At 71.8% G+C, this 25,148-nt stretch carries 25 protein-coding genes; 17 read left to right on the top strand and 8 right to left on the bottom strand.

What is annotated here, in order from left to right; translation table 11 throughout:
• Positions 1-22 precede the first annotated feature (22 nt).
• Positions 23-1,201: a transaldolase gene (tal, locus tag GA0070216_RS00895; RefSeq protein WP_091237327.1), complete on the bottom strand. Its 1,179-nt coding sequence runs from the start codon at positions 1,199-1,201 to the stop codon at positions 23-25.
• Between the two features lie 16 nt (positions 1,202-1,217).
• The gene (gene tkt, locus GA0070216_RS00890) at positions 1,218-3,347 is read right to left on the bottom strand and encodes a transketolase (RefSeq protein WP_091237326.1); all 2,130 of its coding nucleotides are present in this window, start codon (positions 3,345-3,347) and stop codon (positions 1,218-1,220) included.
• Between the two features lie 264 nt (positions 3,348-3,611).
• On the opposite strand from tkt, the gene GA0070216_RS00885 reads away from it, so the two are divergent.
• The 3 genes from GA0070216_RS00885 to GA0070216_RS00875 all read left to right on the top strand — a co-directional run bounded on the left by GA0070216_RS00885 (position 3,612) and on the right by GA0070216_RS00875 (position 6,135).
• Positions 3,612-4,571 carry a heme o synthase gene (locus tag GA0070216_RS00885; RefSeq protein ID WP_091237325.1) on the top strand — a complete coding sequence of 320 codons (960 nt, stop codon included), beginning with the start codon at positions 3,612-3,614 and terminating at the stop codon, positions 4,569-4,571.
• Positions 4,572-4,858: 287 nt separating this feature from the next.
• The gene (locus GA0070216_RS00880) at positions 4,859-5,191 is read left to right on the top strand and encodes a hypothetical protein (protein WP_091237324.1); all 333 of its coding nucleotides are present in this window, start codon (positions 4,859-4,861) and stop codon (positions 5,189-5,191) included.
• Between the two features lie 29 nt (positions 5,192-5,220).
• Positions 5,221-6,135 (top strand): ATP-grasp domain-containing protein, encoded by a 915-nt coding sequence (locus GA0070216_RS00875; RefSeq protein WP_091238790.1) that lies wholly within the window; start codon positions 5,221-5,223, stop codon positions 6,133-6,135.
• An 89-nt stretch (positions 6,136-6,224) separates the two neighbouring features.
• Here GA0070216_RS00875 and GA0070216_RS00870 read toward each other — a convergent pair whose 3' ends face one another.
• Complete coding sequence (locus tag GA0070216_RS00870) at positions 6,225-7,208, bottom strand: COX15/CtaA family protein (RefSeq protein WP_425413120.1); 984 nt, start codon at positions 7,206-7,208, stop codon at positions 6,225-6,227.
• Positions 7,209-7,413: 205 nt separating this feature from the next.
• On the opposite strand from GA0070216_RS00870, the gene GA0070216_RS00865 reads away from it, so the two are divergent.
• The 10 genes from GA0070216_RS00865 to GA0070216_RS00815 all read left to right on the top strand — a co-directional run bounded on the left by GA0070216_RS00865 (position 7,414) and on the right by GA0070216_RS00815 (position 16,596).
• Positions 7,414-8,151, top strand: coding sequence for a helix-turn-helix transcriptional regulator (locus GA0070216_RS00865; RefSeq protein WP_091238787.1), 738 nt, complete (start codon positions 7,414-7,416; stop codon positions 8,149-8,151).
• Entirely contained in the window at positions 8,148-9,578 is a 1,431-nt protein-coding gene (gene sufB, locus GA0070216_RS00860) for a Fe-S cluster assembly protein SufB (RefSeq protein WP_091237323.1), read from the top strand. The genes GA0070216_RS00865 and sufB overlap by 4 nt, the downstream gene beginning before the upstream one ends.
• Before the next feature lie 131 nt (positions 9,579-9,709).
• Entirely contained in the window at positions 9,710-10,852 is a 1,143-nt protein-coding gene (gene sufD / locus GA0070216_RS00855; RefSeq protein WP_091237322.1) for a Fe-S cluster assembly protein SufD, read from the top strand.
• 1 nt (position 10,853) lies between these two features.
• Entirely contained in the window at positions 10,854-11,198 is a 345-nt protein-coding gene (locus GA0070216_RS00850; RefSeq protein WP_091237321.1) for a non-heme iron oxygenase ferredoxin subunit, read from the top strand.
• Positions 11,198-11,971 (top strand): Fe-S cluster assembly ATPase SufC, encoded by a 774-nt coding sequence (gene sufC / locus GA0070216_RS00845; protein ID WP_091237320.1) that lies wholly within the window; start codon positions 11,198-11,200, stop codon positions 11,969-11,971. Before GA0070216_RS00850 ends, sufC begins: the two co-directional genes overlap by 1 nt.
• A gap of 23 nt (positions 11,972-11,994) precedes the next feature.
• Entirely contained in the window at positions 11,995-13,299 is a 1,305-nt protein-coding gene (locus GA0070216_RS00840; protein WP_091237319.1) for a cysteine desulfurase, read from the top strand.
• Positions 13,299-13,775, top strand: a complete 477-nt coding sequence (gene sufU, locus GA0070216_RS00835) for a Fe-S cluster assembly sulfur transfer protein SufU (protein ID WP_091237318.1) — start codon at positions 13,299-13,301, stop codon at positions 13,773-13,775. Before GA0070216_RS00840 ends, sufU begins: the two co-directional genes overlap by 1 nt.
• A gap of 65 nt (positions 13,776-13,840) precedes the next feature.
• Positions 13,841-14,335 carry a metal-sulfur cluster assembly factor gene (locus GA0070216_RS00830; protein WP_091238782.1) on the top strand — a complete coding sequence of 165 codons (495 nt, stop codon included), beginning with the start codon at positions 13,841-13,843 and terminating at the stop codon, positions 14,333-14,335.
• A gap of 740 nt (positions 14,336-15,075) precedes the next feature.
• A complete protein-coding gene (locus GA0070216_RS00820; RefSeq protein ID WP_091237316.1) occupies positions 15,076-15,705 on the top strand; it encodes a LysE family transporter in 630 nt (209 codons plus the stop codon).
• 204 nt (positions 15,706-15,909) lie between these two features.
• Positions 15,910-16,596 (top strand): acVLRF1 family peptidyl-tRNA hydrolase, encoded by a 687-nt coding sequence (locus GA0070216_RS00815; protein WP_091238779.1) that lies wholly within the window; start codon positions 15,910-15,912, stop codon positions 16,594-16,596.
• A 76-nt stretch (positions 16,597-16,672) separates the two neighbouring features.
• On the opposite strand, the gene ypfJ is transcribed toward GA0070216_RS00815, so the two are convergent.
• Positions 16,673-17,587, bottom strand: a complete 915-nt coding sequence (gene ypfJ, locus GA0070216_RS00810) for a KPN_02809 family neutral zinc metallopeptidase (RefSeq protein ID WP_091238776.1) — start codon at positions 17,585-17,587, stop codon at positions 16,673-16,675.
• A gap of 243 nt (positions 17,588-17,830) precedes the next feature.
• Between ypfJ and GA0070216_RS00805 the strand changes: the two genes are divergently transcribed.
• Positions 17,831-19,435 carry an ABC-F family ATP-binding cassette domain-containing protein gene (locus tag GA0070216_RS00805; protein ID WP_091237315.1) on the top strand — a complete coding sequence of 535 codons (1,605 nt, stop codon included), beginning with the start codon at positions 17,831-17,833 and terminating at the stop codon, positions 19,433-19,435.
• 57 nt (positions 19,436-19,492) lie between these two features.
• Here the strand turns inward: GA0070216_RS00805 and GA0070216_RS00800 are convergent, their stop codons facing one another.
• Positions 19,493-20,095 (bottom strand): cadmium resistance transporter, encoded by a 603-nt coding sequence (locus tag GA0070216_RS00800; RefSeq protein WP_245722235.1) that lies wholly within the window; start codon positions 20,093-20,095, stop codon positions 19,493-19,495.
• A 202-nt stretch (positions 20,096-20,297) separates the two neighbouring features.
• Here GA0070216_RS00800 and GA0070216_RS00795 point away from each other — a divergent pair, with 202 nt between their 5' ends.
• The 3 genes from GA0070216_RS00795 (at position 20,298) to GA0070216_RS00785 (ending at position 23,432) form a co-directional block, all read left to right on the top strand.
• Positions 20,298-20,525: a helix-turn-helix domain-containing protein gene (locus GA0070216_RS00795; RefSeq protein ID WP_007072022.1), complete on the top strand. Its 228-nt coding sequence runs from the start codon at positions 20,298-20,300 to the stop codon at positions 20,523-20,525.
• Positions 20,526-20,568: 43 nt separating this feature from the next.
• A complete protein-coding gene (locus tag GA0070216_RS00790) occupies positions 20,569-21,336 on the top strand; it encodes an enoyl-CoA hydratase/isomerase family protein (protein WP_091237313.1) in 768 nt (255 codons plus the stop codon).
• Between the two features lie 113 nt (positions 21,337-21,449).
• Positions 21,450-23,432, top strand: a complete 1,983-nt coding sequence (locus GA0070216_RS00785) for an ABC transporter ATP-binding protein (protein WP_176738803.1) — start codon at positions 21,450-21,452, stop codon at positions 23,430-23,432.
• A 128-nt stretch (positions 23,433-23,560) separates the two neighbouring features.
• Here the strand turns inward: GA0070216_RS00785 and GA0070216_RS00780 are convergent, their stop codons facing one another.
• From GA0070216_RS00780 to mug, 3 genes are all read right to left on the bottom strand, one after another.
• A complete protein-coding gene (locus tag GA0070216_RS00780) occupies positions 23,561-23,998 on the bottom strand; it encodes a MarR family winged helix-turn-helix transcriptional regulator (RefSeq protein WP_091237311.1) in 438 nt (145 codons plus the stop codon).
• Complete coding sequence (locus tag GA0070216_RS00775) at positions 23,995-24,375, bottom strand: hypothetical protein (RefSeq protein ID WP_091237310.1); 381 nt, start codon at positions 24,373-24,375, stop codon at positions 23,995-23,997. The genes GA0070216_RS00780 and GA0070216_RS00775 overlap by 4 nt, the downstream gene beginning before the upstream one ends.
• 63 nt (positions 24,376-24,438) lie before the next feature.
• Positions 24,439-25,047 carry a G/U mismatch-specific DNA glycosylase gene (gene mug / locus GA0070216_RS00770; RefSeq protein WP_245722275.1) on the bottom strand — a complete coding sequence of 203 codons (609 nt, stop codon included), beginning with the start codon at positions 25,045-25,047 and terminating at the stop codon, positions 24,439-24,441.
• Between the last annotated feature and the right edge of the window lie 101 nt (positions 25,048-25,148).

Here is a 25,148-nt window from a genome sequence, read left to right as displayed (position 1 = left end):
GCGACGCCTGCGACGCCGTCGGTCACGCGTTGCCCCCGGCCCGCCGGGCCGCCTCGGCGTTGCCCTTGGCGGCCTCGTTCGGCGCGCCGGTGCCCTGCGCCGCCGCGGTCAGCGACGTGCGGACGCCTTCGAGCAGCTCACCCCAGCTGGCCTCGAACTTCTCCACGCCCTCCCGTTCCAGGGTGGCGATCACGTCGGCCATGTCGATGCCGACGGCGGCCAGGTCGGCGAAGACCTTCCGGGCGGCGTCGTACGCGCCGGTGACGGTGTCGCCCCGGGTCTCGCCGTGCTCGGCGTACGCGGTGACGACCGACTCGGGCATGGTGTTGACGGTGCCCGGCGCGATCAGTTCCTCGACGTAGATCACGTCCCGGTAGTCCGGGTTCTTTGTGGAGGTCGACGCCCAGAGCGGGCGCTGCGGGTGGGCGCCGGCGTCGGCCAGGGCCTGCCAGCGGTCGGAGGAGAAGACCTCGGTGTACCGCTCGTAGGCGAGCTGGGCGTTGGCCACGGCGGCCTTGCCGCGCAGCGCCTTGGCCTCCTCGGAGCCGATCTTGTCCAGCTGCTTGTCGATCTCGGAGTCGACCCGGGAGACGAAGAACGAGGCCACCGAGCCGATCACGGACAGGTCGTGGCCGTTGGCCTTGGCCTGCTCCAGACCGGCGAGGAACGCCTCCATCACCGCGGAGTAGCGGTCCAGCCCGAAGATCAGCGTCACGTTGACGCTGATCCCCTCGGCCAGGGTCGCGGTGATCGCCGCCAGCCCCGCCTCGGTCGCCGGGATCTTGATGAACAGGTTCGGCCGGTCCACCAGCCACCACAGCGCCTTGGCCTCGGCGACCGTCTTGTCGGTGTCGTGGGCGACCCGGGGGTCGACCTCGATGGAGACCCGACCGTCGACGCCGTCGCTGCCGTCGTACGACGGGCGCATCACGTCGCACGCCCACCGCACGTCGTAGGTGGTGAGCATCCGGACGGCCTCTTCGACCTCGATGCCCCGGGTGGCGAGGTCCTTCAGCTGCCAGTTGTACTCGTCGGCGTCGCTCAACGCCTTGGCGAAGATGGTCGGGTTGGTGGTCACCCCGGCCACGTGCTTCTCGCGGCGGAGCTGGTCCAGCCCGCCGGAGCTCAGTCGTACCCGGGAAAGGTCGTCGAGCCAGACCGCCACTCCGGCGGCGGTGAGGTCACCCAGTCTGTCCGTCATGCCGTCCACGCTCCCCTCAGTTGCCGGTCGTGAAACCGGTGATGTCGCCCACCCGGGTCAGCGCCGCGTGCGCGGCGGCCACGATCCGGTCGGGGGTGAATCCGAACTGCTCGAACAGCACGGTGTGCGGCGCGCTGGCGCCGTAGTGCTCCAGGCTGACGCTCTCGCCGAGGTCGCCGACGACACCGCGCCAGGACATCCCGATGCCCGCCTCCACGCTCACCCGGGCCCGGACGCCGCGCGGCAGCACCGACTCCCGGTACGCCTCGTCCTGCTCGTAGAACCACTCCTGGCAGGGCATCGAGACGACCCGGGTGGGGGTGCCGTCGGCCTCCAGCCGCTCCCGGGCGGTGAGGCAGAGCTGCACCTCGGAGCCGGTACCCACGATGATCACCTGCGGCTTGCCGGTGGACGCCTCGGCCAGCACGTACCCGCCCTTGGCGGTGCCCTCCGCGCCGGCGTACTGCTCGCGGTCCAGGGTCGGCAGCGGCTGCCGGCTCAGCGCCAGCGCGGTCGGCCGGTCGGTGTGCTCCAGCGCCTGCCGCCAGGCCCAGGCGGTCTCGTTGGCGTCGGCGGGGCGGACCACGTCCAGGCCCGGGATGGCGCGCAGCGCGGTCAGGTGCTCTACCGGCTGGTGGGTCGGCCCGTCCTCGCCGAGGCCGATCGAGTCGTGCGTCCAGACGTAGGTCACCGGCAGCTTCATCAGGGCGGCGAGCCGTACCGACGGGCGCATGTAGTCGCTGAAGACCAGGAAGGTGCCGCCGTACGGGCGGGTGCCGCCGTGCAGGGCGATGCCGTTGAGGATCGAGCCCATGGCGTGCTCACGGATGCCGAAGTGCAGCGTGCGGCCGTACTCGTGGCCGGGGAAGTCCTTGGTGGCGTGGGCGGCCGGGATGAACGACGGCTCGCCCTTCATGGTGGTGTTGTTGCTCTCCGCCAGGTCGGCCGAGCCGCCCCACAGCTCGGGCAGCACCGGGGCGAGGGCCTCCAGCACCTTGCCGGAGGCGGCCCGGGTGGCGACACCCTTGGCGTCGGCGGGGAAGGTCGGCAGCGCGTCCGTCCAGCCCTGCGGCAGCACCCGGCCGGCGATCCGGTCGTAGAGCGCCTTGCGCTCCGGGTTGGCCTGCGCCCAACCGTCGAACTCGCCGGTCCACGCCTGCTCGGCCTCGGTGCCCCGGGTCAGCACTCCCCGGGCGTGGCTGAGCACGTCCTCGTCGACCTGGAAGCTCTGCTGCGGGTCGAAGCCGAGGATCTCCTTGGTGGCCTTGACCTCGTCGGCGCCGAGCGCCGAGCCGTGGATCTTGCCGGTGTTCTTCTTGTTGGGCGCGGGCCAGCCGATGATGGTGCGCAGCGCGATGAACGAGGGACGGCCGGTCTCGGCCTTCGCCGCCAGCAGCGCCTGGTAGAGCGCCTCCACGTCCTCGTGGTAGTCGCCCTGGTCGGCGTCGCCGGCCCGCCAGTCGACGGTCTGCACGTGCCAGCCGTACGCCGCGTAGCGGGCGGCGACGTCCTCGCTCTTGGCGATGCGGGTGTCGTCCTCGATGGAGATCTCGTTGTCGTCGTAGATCAGCGCGAGGTTGCCCAGCTGCTGGTGCCCGGCGAGGGCGCTCGCCTCGTGGCTGATGCCCTCCTCGATGTCGCCGTCGGAGGCGATGCACCAGATGTGGTGGTCGAAGACCGACGCGCCCGGCTCGCTCTCCGGGTCGAACAGACCGCGCTCGCGGCGGGCCGCCATCGCCATCCCGACCGCGTTGCCGAGGCCCTGCCCGAGCGGACCGGTGGTGGTCTCGACGCCCGGGGTGTGCCCGTGCTCCGGGTGGCCCGGGGTGAGCGAGCCCCACTGCCGCAGCGACTTCAGGTCGTCCAGGCTCAGCGGGTAGCCGGCGAGGAAGAGCTGGATGTAGAGCGTCAGGCTGGAGTGCCCGGCGGACAGCACGAACCGGTCCCGGCCGGGCCAGTTCGGGTCGGCCGGATTGTGCCGCATCACCCGGTTGAACAGCAGGTACGCCGCGGGCGCGAGGCTCATCGCGGTGCCGGGGTGGCCGTTGCCGGATTTCTCCACGGCATCCATGGCCAGGACGCGGACGGTGTCGACGGCCCGGCGGTCGAGGTCGGTCCAGTTGAGTGCGGGTCGGTTGGCAGCCACTATGGTTGTGCTCCTCGGCAGATGGGCGGAACCCTCACTGGTGACCCTATCGAGCGGGTCTAAACGTCCGCCCGGGGATCTCAGCAGGCAGTTACGTACGGGCGGGTCTGATCGTTCGGTCACCCGTCAGGTGTGACGGCCCGCACCGTTGTCGGGTCGCCCGGGCAGCGAAAACGACAGCGCGTAGTGTGTGGTGCGGTGTGCGGGCCCCGACGGGGCCCCGCCGAACCGACTTCCCCTGCCGACGCCGGAAGGTGGCAATCCGTGAGCATGATCACCGAGCGCCCCGTGAGCAACTCTGCCGGGCAGCCGCCGGTGCGCGCGGTGGCCGGGGAGCCGACGTCCCGCCGACGGGACGTCCGGGCGGTGCTGGCGGCGTACGTGACGCTGACCAAGCCACGCATCGTGGAGTTGCTGCTGGTGACCACGGTGCCGGCGATGATGCTCGCCGACAGCGGTCTGCCGTCGCTGTGGCTGATGGCGGTGGTGCTGGTCGGTGGCTCGCTCGCCGCCGGTGCGGCCAGCGTGCTCAACTGCTACATCGACCGGGACATCGACCAGTTGATGCGGCGGACCAAGCGGCGTCCGTTGCCGGCGCACACCGTCTCGCCCCGCAGCGCCCTGATCTTCGGTCTGGTGCTGGCGGCGGTGTCGGTCGCCCTGATGGCGACGTTCACCAACCTGTTGGCGACGGCGCTGACGCTGGCCGCGATCGTCTACTACGACCTGGTCTACACGCTCTGGCTCAAGCGGACCACGACGGCGAACACCTTCTGGGGCGGGGCGTGCGGGGCGGCCCCGGTCCTGATCGGCTGGGCCGCGGTGACCGGGTCGTTGGCACCGGCGGCCTGGGTGCTGTTCGCGGTGGTCTTCTTCTGGCAGATGCCGCACTTCTATCCGCTGGCGATGAAGTACAAGGACGACTATGCCCGGGCCGGCATCCCGATGCTGCCGGTGGTGGCCTCGGCCCGGCGGGTGAACGCCGAGATCCTGATCTTCGCCTGGCTCACCGTGGCGACCTCACTGGCGCTGTGGCCGTTGGGCATGAGCGCGATCTACGGGGTGCCGACCGCCGTGGTGGGCACCGCCTTCCTGGTCGAGGCGCACAAGCTCTGCCGCCGGGTGACCCGGGGCGAGCCGGTCAAGCCGATGCGCCTGTTCCACTGGTCGACCACGTACCTGACCATCGTGTTCGCCGCGGTGGCCCTCGACGCGCTGCTCTGACCGCCGGCCCGGCCCGCCCCGCCGTGCTCTGCCGACGGTGGGTCCGAACGGTCGACGACGCCGGCCGGATGGCCGGAATCGCGTCCGGATGGTGAGATTTTCTTCGGGTACCGCAAGCCGCCATGAGCTGGACAAATCGGGGCGATACCTACAGGGCGTTGTGCCCGTATTTATCCGACATGTGCGGGCAATCTGCCTTCGATTTCCGATAAACCCTCGGGTAATTGGTATCACAAATAGTTCATGATTCTCGCGCGTCGGGGTGCGGCTCTGCTTAGGCTTCGCGTATGGCAGAAGGTTCCGATACGACGCTGACGGCTGAACAGACCGCCGAGCCGGCCCCCAACGGGCTGGTCTCGGGCATCAAGTCCTTCGCCGCCGGACACGGTGGCGCGAAGGCGGTCATCGAGTACGTCGGCAAGCGTGGCGCGCGGATCGTCCTGGTCGGCGCCGACGGTGCGTGGGGCGACCAGTTCGCCGACGACACCGTGACCGCCCGGGAGGCGTGCGCCCAGGCGGGAGTCACCGTCGAGAACGCCTGGGAGCGTGAGCTGATGGACCAGATGCGGCCGAGCAACGACCTGTGGCGGTCGATGGCCCGGCGCACGATGGCCCGCTGACCCACGATGGCCCGCTGACAAACGGCACCGTGACCCACCACCAGTCGACCCGGGGGAAACCCCGGGTCGCTCTCGTTACCTGCTCCGGCTTCGCCGAGCTCTACGCCGACGACCGGCTCGTGCTCGCCCCGCTGGCGGCCCGTGACGTCACCGTCGAGGCCGCCGTCTGGGACGACCCCCGGGTCGACTGGGGCCGCTACGACCTGGTCGTGCTCCGCTCGCCGTGGGACTACGCCCCGCGCCGCGACGAGTTCGTAGCCTGGGCCCGTACGGTGCCGACCCTGGTCAACCCCGCCGACGTGGTCGAGTGGAACACCGACAAGCGCTACCTCGGCGAACTCGCCGCCGCCGGAGTGCCCACCGTGCCGACCTCCTGGGTCGCGCCGGGCGACACCTGGGTCCCGCCCCCGCCGCCCGGCGAGTACGTGGTGAAGCCGACGGTCAGCTCCGGCAGCCAGGACACCGGCCGGTACGACGCCGCCGACCCGCGACACGGGGAGTTGGCCGCCGCCCACGTCCACCGGTTGTCGGCGGCCGGTCGGGTCGCCATGATCCAGCCCTACCTGGACGTGGTGGACACCGCCGGCGAGACCGCCCTGCTCTTCGTGGCCGGCCCGGACGGCCTCACGTTCAGCCACGCCATCCGCAAGGGCGCCATGCTCGATGGCCCGGACCTGGGCGTCGAGGGGCTGTTCCGGCCGGAGGACATCAGGCCACGTACCGCCGCCGACGCCCAGCTGGCGGTCGCCGCGCAGGTGCTGGCCGAGGTCCCGGGCGGTCCGCAGCGGCTGCTCTACGCCCGGGTGGACCTGCTCCCGGGCCCGGACGGCACACCCGTGCTGATCGAGTTGGAGCTGACCGAGCCGTCGCTGTTCCTCGGGTACGCCGACGGCGCCCCCGACCGCCTTGCCGAGGCGGTGCTGACCCACCTCGCCCGCCGCTGACCGTCCCGGCCGCGCCGGGCGGGTCGCCCAGCCTGGGTGGCCCACCGCCCACCGGACGTCCCGGACAGCGGCGGCACGCCCCGGTGCGCTCAGACGGTGGCGGGCACCCGCTGCACGGTCGGCGGCGACGCCGGGTCGGCGGTGACCGGCCGGCGCTGCCGGGTGGACCAGAGCATCCCCAGCGTGGCCAGCAGCACCAGGCAGGAGCCGAGCATGTGCGCGGCGACCAGCACGGCCGGCAGGTGGGTGAAGTACTGCACGAAGCCGATCAGGCCCTGCCCCAGCTCCACGGCGACCAGCACCAGGGCGGCCCGGGCCGGGCCGGTCGCGTCGACCGCCCGGAACGCGAGGACGAGGGCGACGGAGAGCCCGATCAGCAGGAACACCCCGTCGGCGTGCACCTGGGAGATCGTCTCCGGGTCGAGCCCGTTGCGGGCCGCCCCGTGGTCGCCGGCGTGCGGGCCGCTGCCGGTCACCCAGGTGCCGACGACCAGGACCGCCACGCTGACCGCGGTGGTGAGCAGGGCCAGGGTGCGCAGCGGCCGGGGCGCCACGGGCACCGCCGGCCCGTCCGGGTCGACCACCCGCCGCCAGAGGGCGTACGCCGCCGCGATGACCGCCATCGAGGCGAGGAAGTGCAGCCCGACCACCCACGGGTTGAGGTTGGTCAGCACGGTGATCCCGCCGATGACGGCCTGCGCCGGAATGCCGAGGAACACCGCGACCGCCAGCCCCAGCAGCCCGGTGCGTCGGGGCCGGTGGGCCAGCACGGCCAACAGGGTGGCCAGGGCGATCGCCCCGACGGCGAAGGTGAGCAGCCGGTTGCCGAACTCGATCACCCCGTGCACCCCCATCTCGGCCGTGGTGGTGTACGACGCGTCGGTGCACCGGGGCCAGGTCGGGCAGCCCAGCCCCGACGCGGTGAGCCGGACGGCCCCACCGGTCACCACGATGGCCACGTTGGCCACGATCGAGGCGTACGCGAGGCGGCGCAGCAGGGTGGCCGGGACCGGGTGGCGGTCGAGCAGGCGGACCAGCGTGGCGGGGACCGGGAACCGGACGGATCGCTTCACGCAGCGAATCCTACGCACCGTAGTTGATCCCGATCGGGTGACTCCGCCGCCCCGGTGGGCGGAATCACCGGGGTTGGGTTTGCAGGCTCCCGACGAATTACGTAACGTTGCCGTTGTGAAAAAGGCGACGGCGCTCTCCGGGCACCCGTCGACGGCCGTCGAGGTCGTCGACGTCGGCGCGCGGTCCCGTCGTGCCGGGCGGCGCATCGGCCCGGCTGCCGGGCGGTCCGCCTTGCCGGAGTCGACCCCGGCCGCGTCCACCGATCTTTCCACCCGGGACCGGGTTACCCAGCTCCTGCTGGAGCAGGGGGCGACCACCGCCGGCCAGCTCGGCTCGGCACTCGGCCTCAGCCCCGCCGCGATCCGCCGGCACCTCGACGCGATGCTCGCCGACGGCGACGTGGTGGCCCGGGAGCAGACCGTGCGGGGCAGCCGGGGCCGGGGTCGGCCGGCGAAGGTCTTCCTGCTCACCGACGCGGCCCGCGGGCGCTGCGGCACCCACCACTACGACAACATGGCCACCGCCGCGTTGCGCTGGATCGCCAGCAGCGGCGGCCCCGACGCGGTCGAGGCGTTCGCCGCCGACCAGGTCGCCGCGCTGGAGGCCCGCTGCCGGGCCGCCATGGAGGACGCCGGCGACGATCCGCTGGCCCGCTCCGAGGCACTGGCGGGGGCGCTCACCGCCGAGGGCTACGCTGCCAACGCGTCCACGATCGCCTCCGGCGGGCAGCTCTGCCAGCACCACTGTCCGGTGGCGCACGTGGCCGCCGAGTTCCCCCAGCTGTGCGAGGCCGAGACGGCGGTCATCTCCCGTCTGGTCGGCACCCACGTGCAGCGCCTGGCCACCATCGCGCACGGCGACGGGGTGTGCACCACGCACATTCCGGCCCAGCCGCGCGCCCAGTCCGGTAACACCGTCACCACTGTGAGGACAGATAGATGACCGAGCAGATCGTCCAGCCCCTGACCCAGGAAGAGCAGCTCGCCGCCCTCGGTCGCTACGAGTACGGCTGGTCCGACTCCGACGTCGCCGGGGCGGCCGCCCAGCGCGGCATCAACGAGGCGGTGGTGCGGGACATCTCGGCGAAGAAGAACGAGCCGGCGTGGATGCTCGACCTGCGGCTGAAGGGCCTGCGGCTGTTCGGCCGCAAGCCGATGCCGTCCTGGGGCGCCGACCTCACCGGGATCGACTTCGACAACATCAAGTACTTCGTGCGGTCCACCGAGAAGCAGGCCACCAGCTGGGAGGACCTGCCGGAGGACATCAAGAACACCTACGACCGGCTGGGCATCCCCGAGGCGGAGAAGCAGCGGCTGGTCGCCGGGGTCGCGGCGCAGTACGAGTCCGAGGTGGTCTACCACAAGATCCGTGAGGACCTGGAGGAGCAGGGCGTCCTCTTCCTGGACACCGACACCGCCCTCAAGGAGCACGAGGACGTCTTCAAGGAGTACTTCGGCACGGTGATCCCGGTCGGCGACAACAAGTTCGCCGCGCTGAACACCTCCGTGTGGTCCGGTGGCTCGTTCATCTACGTGCCGAAGGGCGTGCACGTGGAGATCCCGCTCCAGGCGTACTTCCGGATCAACACCGAGAACATGGGCCAGTTCGAGCGGACGCTGATCATCGTCGACGAGGGCGCGTACGTGCACTACGTCGAGGGCTGCACCGCGCCGCTCTACTCGTCCGACTCGCTGCACAGCGCGGTGGTCGAGATCATCGTCAAGAAGAACGCGCGCTGCCGTTACACGACCATCCAGAACTGGTCGACCAACGTCTACAACCTGGTCACCAAGCGCGCCGTCTGCCACGAGGGCGCGACCATGGAGTGGGTGGACGGCAACATCGGCTCCAAGGTCACCATGAAGTACCCGGCGGTCTACATGACCGGCGAGCACGCCAAGGGCGAGGTGCTCTCGGTGGCGATGGCCGGCGAGGGCCAGCACCAGGACGCCGGGGCCAAGATGGTGCACGCCGCACCGCACACCTCCTCGACGATCATCTCCAAGTCGATCGCCCGGGGCGGCGGCCGTACCTCGTACCGGGGTCTGGTGCAGGTGCTGGAGGGCTCGCACCACAGCCGCAGCACGGTCAAGTGCGACGCGCTGCTGGTCGACACCATCTCCCGCTCGGACACCTACCCCTACGTCGACATCCGCGAGGACGACGTGTCGATGGGGCACGAGGCCACCGTCTCCAAGATCAGCGACGACCAGCTCTTCTATCTGATGAGCCGGGGGCTGAGCGAGGACGAGGCGATGGCGATGATCGTGCGGGGCTTCATCGAGCCGATCGCCAAGGAACTCCCGATGGAGTACGCCCTGGAGCTCAACCGCCTGATCGAACTCCAGATGGAGGGCGCGGTCGGCTGACGCCGCCCGCCGGGCCGGGTCGCGTACCGACGCACCCGCCGGAGCGGTCGCGGCCCGGCCCATCGGCCCGGCCCGCGACCAGCCCGACCCACCCTCCGCTCAGTATCACGGACAGACACACCAAGGAAGAGATGACTACCCAGGCTTCCGCGCCGCCCAGCACCAAGTCGCAGGCGCTCCGCTCGTACGACGTCGCCGACTTCCCGGCCCTCACCGGCCTGGAGGAGGAGTGGCGTTTCACCCCGCTCAAGCGGCTGCGCGGGCTGACCGGGGCGGCACCGGCCGCCACCGGTGCGGTCCGCCACGAGTACGCCGACCTGCCGGCCGGCGTCACCGTCGGGCGGATCGGCCGGGACGACCCCCGGGTGGGTAGCGTGCTCACCCCGGTCGACCGGATCAGCGCGTTGGCGTACGGCGGCGCCGGGGAGGCGTTGCTGGTCGAGGTCGCGGCCGACGCCGTGGTCGAGGCGCCGGTGACCCTGCGGGTGGTCGGCGACGACGCCGGCGGGCTGGCCTTCGGGCACACGTTCGTCGACGTGGGCCGGTTCGCCGAGGTGGTGCTGGTGCTGGAGCACGTCGGTGCCGCGACGCTGGCCGACAACGTCGAGGTGGCGGTAGCCGACGGGGCGAAGCTGACCCTGGTCACGGTGGCCGACTGGGCCGCCGACGCGGTGCAGGCCCAGCACCTGAAGGTCCGGCTCGGCCGGGACGCCAAGGTGTCGCACATCCAGGTCAGCCTGGGTGGTGACCTGGTCCGCCAGTACACCACTGTCGAGTACACCGGCCGGGGCGGCGAGGCCGAACTGCACGGCGTCTACTTCGCCGACGGCGGCCAGCACCTGGAGCACCGTCAGCTCGTCGACCACAACGTGCCGGACTGCCGCAGCTACGTCGGCTACCGGGGCGCGTTGCAGGGCGAACAGGCGCACACCGTCTGGGTGGGTGACGTGCTGATCCGGGCCGAGGCGACCGGCACCGACACGTACGAGATCAACCGGAACCTGTTGCTCTCCGACGGCGCGCGGGCGGACTCCGTACCCAATCTGGAGATCGAGACCGGCGAGATCGCCGGCGCCGGCCACGCCAGCGCGACCGGGCGGTTCGACGACGAGCAGCTGTTCTACCTGATGGCCCGGGGTATCCCGGCGGACGAGGCCCGTCGCCTGGTGGTCCGGGGCTTCTTCGCCGAGGTGATCAACAAGATCCCGGTCGAGTCGCTGCGCGAGCGGCTGGGGGACGCGATCGAGGCCCGGCTCTCCAAGGGTGGGGCCTGACATGATCCGGATCTGCGCGACCGAGGACGTGCCGAAGGGCACCGTGATCAGCGCCGACGTGGACGGCACCCAGGTCGCCGTGGTGCACGGCACCGACGGCGGGTTCTATGCCGTCCACGACGAGTGCTCGCACGCCTCGGTCGCCCTCTCCGAGGGTGAGGTCGAGGGCTGCACGCTGGAATGCTGGCTGCACGGTTCCCGTTTCGACCTGCGGACGGGTGAGCCCACCGGGCTGCCCGCCACCGAACCCGTTCCCGTCTACGCCGTCGAGGTCCGCGACGGCGACATCTATCTTCCCGTGGGCGCCGACGGCCGCCCGACGCCGAGCAATGGAGTGACCCGATAATGAGCACCCTGGAGATCCGCGACCTGAAGGTGTCGGTCAAGCTGCCCGAGGGTGAGCTCAAGCCGATCCTCGACGGGGTGAACCTGACCGTCCGGTCGGGGGAGACCCACGCCATCATGGGCCCGAACGGCTCCGGCAAGTCGACCCTGGCGTACTCGATCGCCGGCCACCCCAAGTACGAGATCACCGGCGGCTCGGTGACCCTCGACGGCGTCGACGTGCTGGAGATGACCGTCGACGAGCGGGCCCGCGCCGGCCTCTTCCTGGCCATGCAGTACCCGGTCGAGGTGCCCGGCGTCTCGGTGGCGAACTTCCTGCGCACCGCCAAGACCGCCATCGACGGCGCGGCCCCGAAGCTGCGTACCTGGGGTGGCGAGCTGCGCGGCGCGATGGAGAAGCTCCAGATGGACCCGGCGTTCGCCCAGCGCAACGTCAACGAGGGCTTCTCCGGCGGGGAGAAGAAGCGGCACGAGATCGTGCAGCTGGAGCTGCTCAAGCCCAAGATCGCCATTCTTGACGAGACCGACTCCGGCCTCGACGTGGACGCGCTGCGGGTGGTCAGCGAGGGGGTCAACCGGGTCCGGGACACCGGCGACACCGGCCTGCTGCTGATCACCCACTACACCCGCATCCTGCGCTACATCAAGCCCGACTTCGTGCACGTCTTCGTGGCCGGCCGGATCGTCGAGCAGGGCGGCCCGGAGCTGGCCGACAAGCTCGAGGAAGAGGGCTACGAGCGGTACGTCGCCGGAGCCGGCGCGGCGCGGGCCTGAACACCACGGACAGGGGCGCTGAGATGACCACCATCGCCATCCCGGACGGGATGCCGCAGTACGACGACGTGCCGCGCTTCGACGTGGCCGCGGTGCGCGCCGACTTCCCGATCCTGGACCGGGAGGTCAACGGGCACCGGCTGGTCTATCTCGACAGCGCCAACACCTCGCACAAGCCCCGCCAGGTGCTCGACGTGCTCACCGGGCACTACGCGAGGCACAACGCCAACGTGTCGCGCTCGGTGCACACCCTGGGTACCGAGGCGACCGAGGCGTACGAGGGGGCGCGGGCGAAGATCGCCGCGTTCGTCAACGCGCCGAGCGTGGACGAGGTGGTGTTCACCAAGAACTCCACCGAGGCGATCAACATCGTGGCGTACGCGTTCTCCAACGCCTCGCTGCGCGCGGACGCCGACCCCCGGTTCCGGCTCGGCCCCGGCGACGAGATCGTGATCTCCGAGATGGAGCACCACTCGAACATCGTCCCGTGGCAGTTGCTGGCCGAGCGGACCGGCGCGACCCTGCGCTGGTTCCCGGTCACCGACAACGGCCGGCTGGACGAGTCGGGGCTGGACGAGCTGGTCACCGAGCGGACGAAGATCGTCTCGCTGGTGCACACCTCCAACATCCTCGGCACGGTCAACGCCACCGCCCGGATCACCGAGCGGGTCCGTCAGGTGGGTGCGCTGCTGCTGCTCGACTGCTCGCAGTCGGTGCCGCACCTGCCGGTGGACGTGGTCGACCTGGACGCCGACTTCATCGTCTTCACCGGGCACAAGATGTGCGGCCCGACCGGCATCGGCGTGCTCTGGGGCCGGGGCGAACTGCTCGCCGCGATGCCCCCGGTGATGGGCGGCGGTTCGATGATCGAGACGGTGACGATGGCCCGGTCCACGTTCGCCGCGCCACCGGCCCGGTTCGAGGCGGGCACCCCGCCGATCGCCGAGGCCGTCGCGCTCGGCGCGGCGGTCGACTACCTGACCGGCGTCGGGATGCGGGCGATCCAGTGGCACGAGAAGGAGCTGACCGCGTACGCGCTGGACGCCCTCGCCACCGTGCCGGGGCTGCGGATCTTCGGCCCGACGGTGCCGGTCGGCCGGGGTGGCACCATCTCGTTCGCGCTCGGCGACGTGCACCCGCACGACGTCGGGCAGGTCCTCGACTCGCTGGGCGTGCAGGTGCGGGTGGGCCATCACTGCGCCAAGCCGGTCTGCACCCGGTTCGGTGTGCCGGCCATGACCCGGGCCTCGTTCTACCTGTACACCACCACGGAGGAGATCGACGCCCTGGTGTCGGGTCTCGAACAGGTGCGGAGGATCTTCGACTGATGCAGCTGGAGCAGCTCTACCAGGAGATCATCCTGGACCACTACAAGCGTCCGCAGGGGCGCGGTCTGCGCGACGCCGACGACCCCGACGCCGAGGTGGGCGAGGCGCACCACGTCAACCCGACCTGTGGGGACGAGGTGACCGTGCGGGTGGCCGCCGCCGACGACATCGTGGTGGACATCTCGTACGACGGGGCCGGCTGTTCGATCAGCCAGGCGTCGGCGAGCGTGTTGTACGACCGGCTGTCCGGTCGGTGCGCGGAGGAGATCGCCGCCGTGCACGCGGGATTCGTGGAGTTGATGTCCGGCCGTGGCCAGGTCACGCCGGACGAGGAACTACTCGGTGACGGGGTGGCGTTCGCGGGTGTCGCCCGCTACCCGGCCCGGGTCAAGTGCGCGCTGCTGCCGTGGATGGCGTTCAAGGACGCCGCGGCACGCGCGGGGGTGGGCATGAGCCCGACGGAGGTTGAGGCATGAGCGAGAACACCGCTACCGCGGCGACGCCGGAGACCGGCGACGCCAGCACCACGCCGACCGGTGCGGTGCCGCCGCCGGCCGTCAACGGCGCTGCCGGGACGGCGGGTGCCGACGCCTCGCCCGGTGTCGCCGGGACCTCGGCCGGCGAGGCGACGGCGGACGTCGACGGGTCGGCGGGTGCTGAGTCGGCCCCGGCCGACGCCGGGGCGGTCGCGGCCGCCGGGTCGGCCGGTGGCAGGGCGGTCGTCGCCGACATCGAGGAGGCGATGAAGGACGTCGTCGACCCCGAACTCGGCATCAACGTGGTCGACCTCGGCCTGGTGTACGGCGTGCACGTGGACGACCAGAACGTCGCCACCCTGGACATGACGCTGACCTCGGCGGCCTGCCCGCTCACCGACGTGATCGAGGACCAGACCCGGCAGGCGCTGACCACCGGCCCCGGCGGGGGACTGGTGGACGACATCCGGATCAACTGGGTCTGGTTGCCGCCATGGGGCCCGGACAAGATCACTGACGAGGGGCGGGACCAGCTCCGCTCGCTGGGCTTCAACGTCTGACCCTGGTCGGCTCCGCGGGCACGGCACCCCTCACCGGGTGCCGTGCCCGATCCGTCTTCGCGGCTGACCCCTGCGGCCTTGGCCTCCCTCGGGCTCACTCGTTTCCTCGCGCCTTCGCGCCCACACGAGGCCATCGGCTCCGCCAGGCCCACACCCGCTCCGCCAGGCCCACACCCGCTCCGCCAGGCCCACACCCGCTCCGCCAGGCCCACACCCGCTCCGCCAGGCCCACACCCGCTCCGCCAGGCCTTCGCGTCTGCACAAGACCACCCCGCTCCGACAGGCCTGGCCCCCTTGGGCCCTTGCGTCCTCTCAAGCTGACCCACAACAGCAGGCCCGCCCACCCTCGGGCCTTCGCGTCCACTCACCCACTCCCACAGCCTGACCCGTCCCGCGCGTCCATGATTGGGGACGCGCAGCTGATGATCGACTCCTGTGGGGCGATATTGGGTTTTCACGCCCGCCGGATACCCCCACATCGGCCCCGATGTGATGATCATCGTGGCGTGGCGTGGCGTGGCGTGGCGTGGCGTGGCGTGGCGTGGCGTGGCGTGGCGTGGCGTGGCGTGGCGTTCGGGCCCCGCGCAGGGCTGGGAAATCCGGTGGTGGCCCGGCGGGATCGGGGCCGATGATGGGCCGATGATCGAGGCGTACCCGATGCAGAGTCCCGTCCGTGCGGCCGCCGCCGCGCGCCGACAGCGGGCCCTGCGAGGGCGCGGATCGGCCCGCCACCGATCGTCGTGACCGCCGCGTTCCTGGCCGGTCTGGTGGCCGGTTACGGCGTCGCGGTCCCGGTCGGCGCGATCGCGGTGCTCATCCTGGGGCTCAGTGCCCGGACCTCGTTCGGGGTCGGTGCGGCTGCCGCGCTCGGCGTGGCCACCGCGGACGGGCTCTACGCCGCCGTGGCGGTGCTCGGCGGTGCGGCGGTGGCCGCCGTGGTCGCGCCGGTCGCCGGGCCGCTGCGGGTGGTGGCGGCGGTGGTGCTGCTCGCCCTCGCCGCCCATGGCGGCTGGCGGGCGGTACGCCCTCGGGCCGCCGCGCCGGGTGCGCCGACGCCGGGCCGGGGGATCGACACCCCCGGGCGCGCGTTCGCCGGGGTGTTGGCGCTGACCCTGCTCAACCCGGCCACGGTGGTGTACTTCGCGGCGCTGGTCCTCGGTCGGGCCGATGCGGCCCGGGCCGCTCCGGCAGCCGCCGGGCTGTTCGTCCTCGGTGCCTTCGTCGCGTCGGCGAGCTGGCAGCTGCTGATCGCCGGGGGTGGCACCCTGGTCGGCCGGGTGCTCGCCGGCCCGCGCGGTCGGCTGGTGACCGGGCTACTCTCCAGCGTGATCATCGCCGCTCTCGCCGTGGCGCTGCTGATCGTGCGCTGAGCCGTCGTCCGGGCACCGCAGCGGGCGGGTGGGTGGGCTGCGTCGGTTGATGCGACCGCCGGCCGGCGCCGACCGGCCCCGCCAGGCCCGGTCCGGTCAGGCCCGGTCCGGTCAGGCCCGGTCCGGAAGTTGTCCGGTCGGTGGTCGGAGGCGTGGGCCCGGTGCCGGCGGGGCGGGCCGACCGCCGTGCCGTACGGTCGGGTCATGAGCAGCCGACCCGCAGCCGGCGGCGGCCGGTGGGTCGAGGTCGACCCGGTCCGGGTCGCCCGCTGGGCCGAGGGCTTCGCCGACCGGCACGGCCCGCCCACCACCACCGTCGAGGGGTACGGGCTGCTGCTCACCGCCCCCGACGGCGCCACCGCCGAGCTGCATCTCCCCCCGGGTGCCCCGCCCCTCGGCGACGCGGCGGGTGATACCGCCACGCCCTCGCGGATCGACGGCCTGCCGGGATTCGTCAGCGTTGCCGCCGCACCCCGCCGGATCGGTTTGCTGCTCGCCCGCAAGGGTGCGGTGGCGGTCGGTGTGGCACTCGGTGAGGAGCTGCTGGTCTCCAAGGTGGACACCCGCTACGTGCAGGGGCGTACCGCCGCCGGGGGGTGGTCGCAGCAGCGGTTCGCCCGGCGGCGGGACAACCAGGCGAAGGCGGCCCTGGGCGACGCCGCCGAGCTGGCCGTACGGCTGCTGCTGCCGGCGGCGTCGACGCTGGCGGCGCTGGTCTGCGGTGGCGACCGGCGGGCCGTCGACACGGTGCTGGCCGACCGGCGGTTGGCCCCGCTCGCCGGGCTGCGTGCCGAGCGGCTGCTCGACGTGCCCGAACCCCGGCACGCGGTGCTGGTCGGCGCGGTCACCGCCGCCCGCGCGGTCCACGTCCTGGTCCGCGATCCGGCCTGAGCCGGTCCGCGACGACGACGGCGGCCGGTGGGCGTGCGCCCGTCCGACCGCCGTGCCGGTGCCGGTGCGGTGCCGGTCAGAGGCTGCCGCCGAAGGTGTCGCAGGACTTCGGGTCACCGGTGGTGTAGCCCTTGGTGAACCACTGCTTGCGCTGCTCGGAGGAGCCGTGGGTGAACTCCTCCGGGTTCACCGGGCGGTTGGCCCGCTTGGAGATGGCGTCGTCGCCGATCTTCTCGGCGGTGTCGATCGCCTGCGCGATGTCCTGCTCGGTGATGCTCTTGAAGATCTTCTGGCCCTGCTCGTCGGCGGTGCCGGTGGCGTTCTTGGCCCAGGCGCCGGCGTAGCAGTCGGCCTGGAGCTCCAGCTTGACCGAGAGCGCGTTGGCGCTGTCCGGGTCCCGCTGCTGCTGGCGACGCATCTGCGCCTCGGTGCCGAGCAGGTCCTGCACGTGGTGTCCGTACTCGTGGGCCAGCACGTACGGCTGGGCGAACTCACCCTCCGCGCCGAGCTGGTCGGCGAGGGTCTGGTAGAAGGTGAGGTCGATGTAGACCAGGTCGTCGGCCGGGCAGTAGAACGGCCCGACGCCGGAGTCGGCCTGGCCGCAGCCGGTGTTGACGCCCTGGCTGAAGAAGACCGTCTTGGACGGCTGGTACTGCTGGCCGAACCGCTCCGGCAGGGCGGTACGCCAGTACGCCTGGATCGAGTTGACGTAGAGGGTGTTGCGGCAGTCCAGCTGCTTGAGCGCGTCGTCGGCGGAGCACTTCTGCGTAAGCGACGTGTTGTCACCCGACTCTGCGCCGCCGCCGCCGTTCATGGCGTTCAGGCCGAATCCGCCACCCACCAGGGCCACCAGCACGGCGATGATGAGGCCGACGATGCCGCCGCGCCCACCCCCGCCGGGGATCGGGATGCCCATCCCGCCACCCCCGCCGGATCCCCGCCGGTCGTCCACCTGGCCGGTGTCGACCCGCGCGTTCTCGTTCAGCTCCATGTTGACCCCGATCACCGATTCGTCACGTCTGAGGGTTGCGGTACCGGACGGGTCCGGACGGGGTTTCCGGTACCCGATGATCTTGCCCGGTAATCCGGACGGTGCGCGCCGAGCCGCCCGGTACACTTGTCGGGTGCTGCGCTGCGAAGGCTGAATCGCCCCGCGCCGACGGGAAACACCGCCCGCCGGCGCTTTCGCGTGCCCTGAGTCAGCCCTCCAGACCCCCGAGAGCGAGTACCGGAAATGATCAGTGTCACCGGCCTGGAACTGCGCGCCGGTTCCCGGATCCTACTGTCCGACACCACCCTGCGGGTGCAGCCCGGTGACCGGATCGGACTGGTCGGCCGCAACGGCGCCGGCAAGACCACCACCCTCAAGGTGCTGGCCGGCGAGGGGCAGCCCTACGGCGGGCAGATCGACCGGCGGAGCGCCATCGGCTACCTGCCCCAGGACCCGCGCACCGGCGACCTGGAGGTCACCGGCCGGGACCGGGTGCTCTCCGCCCGGGGGCTGGACGTGCTGATGGCCCAGATGAACGAGATCGAGCAGCGGCTCGCCGACGGCGTCGACGACAAGCTGGTCCGCCGCTACGGCGCCCTGGAGGACCAGTTCGCCTCGCTGGGCGGGTACGCCGCCGAGGCCGAGGCCGCCCGGATCTGCGCCAACCTGGGGCTGCCCGACCGGGCCCTCGCCCAGACCATCGGCACCCTCTCCGGCGGTCAACGCCGCCGGATCGAACTGGCCCGGATCCTGTTCCGCGACGCCGGGGAGAACGGCGGCGGCATCCTGCTGCTCGACGAGCCCACCAACCACCTCGACGCCGACTCGATCACCTGGCTGCGCGGCTTCCTCGCCAACCACAAGGGCGGGCTGATCGTGATCTCCCACGACGGTTCGCTGCTGGAGTCGGTGGTCAACAAGGTCTGGTTCCTGGACGCCACCCGTTCCGTGGTCGACGTCTACAACCTGGGCTGGAAGGCGTACCAGGAGGCCCGGGAGACCGACGAGCGGCGGCGACGCCGGGAGCGGGCCAACGCCGAGAAGAAGGCCGGCGCGTTGATGGCGCAGGCCGACAAGATGCGGGCCAAGGCCACCAAGACCGTCGCGGCGCAGAACATGGCCCGCCGTGCCGAGAAGCTGATCTCCGGGCTGGAGGAGGTGCGCGTCTCCGACAAGGTGGCGAAGGTCCGCTTCCCCAACCCCGCGCCGTGCGGCAAGACCCCGCTGACCGCGACGGGCCTGTCCAAGTCGTACGGCTCGCTGGAGATCTTCACCGACGTCAACGTCGCGGTGGATCGCGGCTCCCGGGTGGCCATCCTCGGGCTCAACGGTGCCGGCAAGACCACTCTGCTGCGGATGCTCGGCGGGCTGCTCCCACCGGACACCGGCGAGGTGCACGCCGGGCACGGCCTGCGGTTGGGCTACTACGCCCAGGAGCACGAGACGCTGGACGTGGAGCGCACGGTGCTGGAGAACATGCGGGCGGCGGCGATCGAGCAGTCCGACACCGACCTCCGCAAGATCCTCGGCGCGTTCCTGTTCTCCGGAGACGACGTGAACAAGCCCGCCGGGGTGCTCTCCGGTGGCGAGAAGACCCGACTCGCCCTGTCGACCCTGGTCTGCTCCGGCGCGAACGTGCTGCTGCTGGACGAGCCGACGAACAACCTCGACCCGGTCAGCCGCGAGCAGGTGCTCGACGCCATCGCCAACTACCCCGGCGCGATCGTGCTGGTCACCCACGACCCGGGCGCGGTGCTCGCCCTCAAGCCCGACCGGGCGATCCTGCTCCCCGACGGTGACGAGGACGCCTGGAGCGACGACCTCCTCGAACTGGTCGAACTGGCCTGACCCGCCCCGGTCGCCGGCGCCGCCCCCACCGGGGCGGGCCCGGCGACCGGCCGGTGGTCAGGCGGCGAGGTCGGCCAGCCGGCCGAGGACCCCCGAGCCGGCCACGATCACCACGCCGATGGCGACGAAGACGGCCGGGACCAGCCAGTGGCCGGCCCGGTCGATCAGGCCGACCACCCGGGGGTGCCCGCCGAGCAGGGCGGCGATGCCGCACCAGACGGCGACCAGGACGGCGAAGACCAGCAGGTAGACCAGCCCGGTTCGCGGGTCGAGGGCGCGGAACACCGGGACGTAGACGGCGATGTTGTCGGCGCCGTTGGCGACCGTCACCCCGGCGACCCCGAGCAGTCCGCCGACCACGGCCGGCGGGGCGTCGTCGTCGGTGCGGGCCAGCAGCGCCCGGACGCCGAGCGCGATCGGCAGCAACCCGAGCAGGCCGGTCCACGGGTCGGGAACCACCAGCAGGCCGGCGGCGACGACCAGGCCCGCCGCGACGAGGGCGGCGATGCCCAGGTACTGACCGGTCACGATCTGCCACGGGCGGGGCCGTCCGGTGCTCCGGGCGGCCACGAAGAGTACGGTCAGCACCACGATGTCGTCGAGGTTGGTGGCCGCGAAGACGGCCGCCGCCCCGCTCACGCTGCCCCACACGTCGGTCACGACCGGCAGGTTACGGCCCGGTCACCGGCCCGGCCACGGCGCAGTCCGCGCTGCGGATCGTTCGGAGTGTCACTCTATCGGGTTGGCGACACTGCATAGCGTGTCGGTTGGCGAAGAGTTGATATCTGGCGCATGATCGTTCGAGGCGGTCTAATAGGTGGGACCGTATCGAACCGCACAGTCTGGGACGTGAGGAATCAGCATGGCAGCCACTGGCACAGCCACCAGCACTGAGAAGGGTCGCCGGATCGTCGGAGCCGAGCGTCAGACGCTCGCCAAGGACCTGGTAAAGCGGTACACCGGCGGCGAGAGCATTCGCGCGCTTGCCGCTTCGACCGGACGATCGTACGGGTTCATCCACCGCGTGCTCACCGAGTCCGGTGTGCAGCTGCGACAGCGCGGCGGCGCCCGGCGTCGCAAGAAGGCGTGACCCGCCCACCAGCGTCGTCCGTCAGCACGCCCCGGGCGGTCCGGTGACCGCCGAGATGACCGGGGTGCTACTGCACTGTGACGGGCCGGTCGCGACGGTCACGTTGTGCCGGCCCGACGTGCTCAATGCCCAGACCCCGGCGATGTGGCGCGCGATGAGCGACTTCTCCCGGGACCTGCCCGGCGACGTACGCGTCGTGGTGGTCCGCGGCGAGGGTCGGTCGTTCTCCGCCGGCCTCGACCTGTCGGTGGCCGGTGCCCAGGGTCCGGGCTCCTTCGCGGAGCTGTCCACCCTGCCCGAGCCGGAGTGCGCCGACCGGATCGCCGGCTACCAGCAGGGTTTCACCTGGCTGCACCGGCCGGACGTGATCTCGGTGGCGGCCGTGCAGGGTCATGCCATCGGCGCGGGCTTCCAGCTCGCGCTCGCCTGCGACCTGCGGGTGCTCGCCGAAGATGCCCGGTTCTCGATGGCCGAGGTCACCCTCGGCCTGGTCCCCGACCTGGCCGGCACGAAGCGGCTGGTCGAGCTGGTCGGTTACGCGCGTGCCCTGGAGTTGTGCGTCACCGGCCGGCGGATGGACGCCGCCGAGGCCGAGCGGATCGGGCTGGCCAACCTGGTCGTGCCGAACGCCGAGCTGGACGACGCGGTACGGGACCTCACCGCCGGTCTGCTCGCCGGCAACCGGGACGCGGTGGTGGAGATCAAGGCGCTGCTCGCCGGTGCCGCCGGCCGTTCCCACCCCGCGCAGCAGCGGGCCGAGCGCGAGGCACAGACCCGCCGGTTGCGCGACCTCGCGGGCCGGGGCGAATAGTAAGGACTGTTCGGGAAGAGTCGGGTTACCGCCGAGGTTGTCGTAGGCGTCGGGAGAATTGACCCGACGGTGCGTGCTGCCCACGACGCGGAGGTGACCTCATGTCCAACCCGATGGCGGGCGGCAACATGGCCGGCTGGAGCATGCTCCGGTCGATCCGGCACCGCGACGAGGTCTCCACCCACCGGCTCACCCGGGGCACCGCCAAGCGGATCATGGCGTTCGCCCACCCCTACCGGCGGGACATCATCGTCTTCCTGGTGACCGTGGTGATCGCGGCCGTGATCGGGGTGGCCACCCCGGTGCTCGCGGGGCACGTGATCAACGCGATCAGCGGGGGAGGCCCCGATGCGGGTGCCGCCGTCGTCCGGTTCGCCCTGATCATCGGCGCGTTGGCCGTCGCCGACGCGCTCTTCTCCCTCGCCCAGCGGTGGTACTCGGCCCGTATCGGTGAGGGGATCATCCTCGACCTGCGCACCCGGGTCTATGACCACGTGCAGCGGATGCCGTTGCAGTTCTTCACCCGGACCCAGACCGGCGCCCTGGTCAGCCGGCTCAACAACGACGTGATGGGCGCCCAGCGGGCCTTCACGTCCACCCTGTCCGGGGTGGTCAGCAACGTCATCCAGTTGGTGCTCACCGCCGGGGTGATGTTCACCCTCTCCTGGCAGATCACCCTGCTGTCGCTGGTCCTGCTGCCGATCTTCGTGGTCCCCGCGCGGCGGGTCGGCAGGCGGTTGGCCGAGATCACCCGGGAGTCGTACGACCTCGACGCCAAGATGAACGCCACCATGACCGAGCGGTTCGGGGTGGCCGGCGCGTTACTGGTCAAGCTGTTCGGCTCGCCCGAGGTGGAGGCGGGCCGGTTCGGCGCGCGGGCCGAGCGGGTCCGCGACATCGGCATCCAGTCGGCGATGTACTCGCGGACCTTCTTCGTGGCGATGCTGCTGGTCGCCTCGCTGGCCCAGGCGCTCACCTACGGGCTGGGCGGCTGGCTGGCGGTCACCGGTGCGGTCAGCGCCGGCACGGTGGTCACCCTCGCCCTGCTGCTCACCCGCCTCTACGGCCCGCTGACCGCGCTGTCCAACGTCCGGGTCGACGTGATGAGCGCGCTGGTCTCCTTCGACCGGGTCTTCGAGGTGCTGGACCTGCGCCCCGGCATCGAGGAGAAGCCCGATGCGGTGCCGGTGCCCCGGGGTGCCGGCCGGGTCGAGTTCCGCGACGTCCGGTTCCGCTACCCGGCGGCAGCCGAGGTCTCGCTGGCCTCGCTGGAGGAGGTCGCCACCCTCGACCGGACCGCCAACGAGCCGGTGCTCAAGGGCGTCTCGTTCCGCGTCGAGCCGGGGCAGATGGTGGCCCTGGTCGGGCCGTCCGGGGCCGGCAAGTCCACGCTGTCCATGCTGATCTCCCGGATCTACGACGTCACCGACGGCGCGGTGCGGGTCGGCGGGGTCGACGTCCGGGACGCCACCCTCGCCTCGCTGCGCGACGAGATCGGTGTGGTCACCCAGGACTCCCACCTGTTCCACGAGACGATCGCCGAGAACCTGCGGTACGCCAAGCCGGACGCCACCGACGACGAGATCTGGGCGGCGCTGGCCGGCGCGCAGGTGGCCGACCTGGTCCGGGCCCTGCCCGACGGGCTGGAGACGACGGTCGGCGAGCGCGGCTACCGCTTCTCCGGCGGCGAGAAGCAACGCATCGCCATCGCCCGGCTGCTGCTCAAGGCCCCGTCGATCGTGATCCTGGACGAGGCCACCGCCCATCTCGACTCGGAGAGCGAGGCGGCGGTGCAGCGGGCCCTGTCCGTGGCGTTGGCCGGGCGTACCGCGCTGGTGATCGCGCACCGGCTCTCCACTGTGCGCGACGCCGACCAGGTCCTGGTCCTCGACGGTGGCCGGATCGTCGAGCGGGGCCGGCACGACGAGTTGGTCGCGGTCGGTGGGCTCTACGCCGAGCTGTACCGCACCCAGTTCGCGGTCGTCGACTCGCCCGCCCCGTACGCCGAGGTGGACCAGCCCGAGCCGATCATCACCACCGTGCCGATGGGCACCTACGTCGCGCAGGAGGCGCTGCCCCCGGCCGTGGCCAACTAGCGGTGGATGCGGGTGCTGCCAGCGGGCGGCGATCGTCCCGGGCTTGCGGTTGCCGTCTGCGCCGGGGCCGATGGACCTGAGCCTGTCCGAGCCGGGCCCTTCGATGCTCGATGACGCGTTGGCGTGACTCATGCCCCCGTCGCGTAGGAGCGGTCCATCAGGTCGGTCATCGCCTGCTGGAAGTCCCGGCGCTTCGTGTCGCTCCAGTCTGTGGTCAGCTGAGCGAAGATGTCCTCCTGCCAGCGATGTGCCCGGTCCAGCATGGACCGGCCCTCGGGGGTGAGGGATGTCTCGCGTCGTCGACCGTCGGCCGGAGACGCCGTCGCCGCCAGGTAGCCGGCTGCCGTGGCGCTCTTGATCAACCGGGAGGCGCCACTCTGGTCGATCCCGATATCGTGCGCGATCGCGTTGACGGTTGCCGGGATTCCTCGCTGGCTGAGCGCCTGGACCGCCTCACAGACCAGCACGAGTCGGCCCTGGTCGCCGCCCGCGTCCGCCGCCACGGGTCGGCGCGCCCAGTGCCGGACAAAGTGGAACAGGACCTGCCCGGGGCCTTGGCTGGTCACTCGGATGCCGCCATCTCGCGACAGATGTGGGCCAGTTCGAGGGCGGCCTTGAGATCCGGCAGCCGCAGCGCAGCCGTGACCTTCCCGCCGGAGGCGCGGAAGACCGTCGCCACCCGTGTGGGCTCCGTGTGCTCGGGCCAGGTGGCGTCCTCCTCGACCACCATGAGTCGTTCGCTGACCGGGTGCCAGGACCGAGGGCGCAGTGTGATCCCTGAACGCCCCACCCACTCCGCGAACTGCGCGGGCGTGATCGTGCCCGCGCCCCTCGGGCCCAGGACGACGACCGGATCACCGACCGCCCTCGCGGCCCGGTCCAGGTCGCCCTCGTTGACGCTCGCGTGCCACTCGTTGATTGCCGCTTCAAGACCCGAATCCATACCTGAAAGTATATGCGATACGCATACATTGGCCGCTCGGTGGCGACCCGCACCGGGTGGCGGTCAGCCGACGGCCGGGGGCGGGTCGCCGACAACGGCCGCGCGCAGTGCGCCGAAGGCGGCCCCCAGGGTCTGCGGGGTGAAGTGGGCGTTCAGGCCGCTCGGGTTGGGCAGCACCCACAGCCGCGCGCCGGCCAACGGTTCCGGCTGCCGGCCGAAGCCGGCCTTCGGCCGGGCGAACCCGATCCGGTACGCCGTCACCCCGACCACGGCCACCCAGGTCGGCCGATAGAGGGCCACCTTGTCGGTCAGCGTGCGTGCGCCCGTCACCAGCTCCGCCGGGGTCAGTTCGTCCGCCCGCGCGCTGGCCCGCGCCACCATGTTGGTGATGCCCAGCCCGTACCCGGGCAGCGTGTGCTGTTCGCTCGGGTGCAGTTGGCGCGGGGTGAAGCCGCCCCGGTGCAGGGCCGGCCAGAAGCGGTTGCCGGGCCGGGCGAAGTGCCACCCGGTGGCCGCCGACCAGAGACCGGGGTTGATCCCGACGAAGAGCACCGTGAGCCCCTGGTCGATCACGTCGGGGATGGTGCGGTCCGCCGCTGCGGCCAACTCCGCCCGATCCGGTCGCCGGAACTCCGGCTCGCGCGGGCGGGTCGGGCCGGGGGAGACCTCGATCCGGCCGGGTGGCCCGTCGACGGTCCCGGGCAGGCGGTCGGCGGGGGCCGGCGAGTGCCCGCCGTCGGTGCCCCGACGGCGGCGGGCCGGTTCGGGGCCGG

The organism is Micromonospora matsumotoense (genome assembly GCF_900091525.1).
GTDB lineage: Bacteria > Actinomycetota > Actinomycetes > Mycobacteriales > Micromonosporaceae > Micromonospora > Micromonospora matsumotoensis.
The sequence above is the reverse complement of the archived record's forward strand: the minus strand, read 5'-3'. Positions and strand labels throughout refer to the sequence as shown.